The organism is Sulfobacillus harzensis, from assembly GCF_012933365.1.
Lineage (GTDB): Bacteria > Bacillota > Sulfobacillia > Sulfobacillales > Sulfobacillaceae > Sulfobacillus_B > Sulfobacillus_B harzensis.
In genome coordinates, this window is record NZ_JABBVZ010000265.1 from 1 (window position 1) to 1,416 (window position 1,416).

The window sequence follows — 1,416 nt, forward strand, 5'->3', positions numbered from 1 at the left end:
TAAATGCGTGGTACCCCGACAGCCGCTGAGAGATGAGGTCTCAGAACCGTGAGGTTCCAGAATTAGTATACTAGTGGTGTAAAAACTCGGTTTCCTGGTGACCGGTTACGCGAGCTTTTGTTGCGAAGACTCCGGCAACTCGTCCGGCGCGTTCGCGCCGGCGCGGAGCTTTTCCATCGACGTCTGACTGAAATACCGGCGCGGGAACGCCGCCCATTCATCGCTGTACTCCATCAACACGGCCCCCACGAGTCGCAATGCCGCGTCCCGGTTGGGAAAGATACCCACCACATCGGCTCGGCGGCCAATCTCCCGATTGAGCCGCTCTAACGGGTTCGTCGACGCAATCTGCTTCCAATGTTCATGGGGGAACCCCATGTAGGCCAAAATGTCGTCTTGGGCCTCCGCCAACAGGGTGGCCGCTCGGAGAAACCGCTCCTCCAGGTGTTCCGCCACCCGCTTGAGTTCGGCCCGCGCCGTCGTCTGATCCGGTTGCGCAAAGATGGTGCGCACGAGGGCGGCGACCATCGTTTGGGCCTGCTTGGGCACATGCACCAGGAGGTTCCGCATAAAGTGGACGCGGCAGCGTTGCCAACTGGCCCCTTGCAACACCTGCCGAATCGCCGCTTGAAGGCCCGTATGGGCGTCACTGATGACCAACTGCACACCGCGGAGGCCGCGCGCCACCAGATCCCGGAGAAAGGCCGTCCAAAAGGCCGCGTCTTCACTCAACCCGATGTCAAAGCCCAAGATCTCCCGGTCGCCCGACTGGGCGACGCCGGTCGCGACCACGAAGGCCATGCTCACCACCCGGTCACCTTCGCGCACTTTCACGTACTTGGCATCCAACCAGACATAGGGATACGTCTCTTCCAAGGGTCGCTGCTTGAATCGCTGGACGCGCTCATCCAGGCCTTGGCATAAGGCGGAGACCTGGGACTTACTGACGCCGGTCATGCCCAAGGATTGAACCAACTGGTCGACTTTCCGGGTACTCACGCCCAGCACATACGCCTCTTGAATCACCGATACCAAGGCTTGCTCACTACGCCGCCGGGGCTCGAGGAACTCCGGAAAATAGGTGCCGTGGCGGAGCTTCGGAATTGCTAACTGGACGGTGCCAACCCGTGTCTCCCAGGTTCGCGGCCGATACCCATTGCGGCTGTTGGTGCGCGTGGCGGTCCGTTCATGCGGCCCGGCGCCAATCTGTTGGGTCACCTCGGCTTCCATCAGTTGTTGTACAAACCATTCCACCGCCTCGCGGAGAAAATCGGTGTCATCCACTCCCGCCTTGCGGAGTAATTCAAACAGTGGCACAGTAGGGGTAGTCATCCCATTCGGACCTCCTCGTATAAAAAGAATTAGCCTACTAGCCCAAGACCTTGGTCTCGGGGCTTGCCGCGTAGCGGCAAGCGG

1 protein-coding gene is annotated in these 1,416 nt (G+C 60.4%); it reads right to left on the reverse strand.

Going from position 1 to position 1,416, the window contains the following annotated elements; all coding sequences use genetic code 11:
- Positions 1-105: 105 nt before the first annotated feature.
- Positions 106-1,332, reverse strand: a complete 1,227-nt coding sequence (locus HIJ39_RS22925) for an IS256 family transposase (RefSeq protein WP_169103340.1) — start codon at positions 1,330-1,332, stop codon at positions 106-108.
- Positions 1,333-1,416 lie beyond the last annotated feature (84 nt).

Bases quoted from the DNA above. Each gene is read 5' to 3' on its own strand.
- HIJ39_RS22925 (WP_169103340.1), bottom strand. From the start codon at position 1,332: ATGACTACCCCTACTGTGCCACTGTTTGAATTACTCCGCAAGGCGGGA.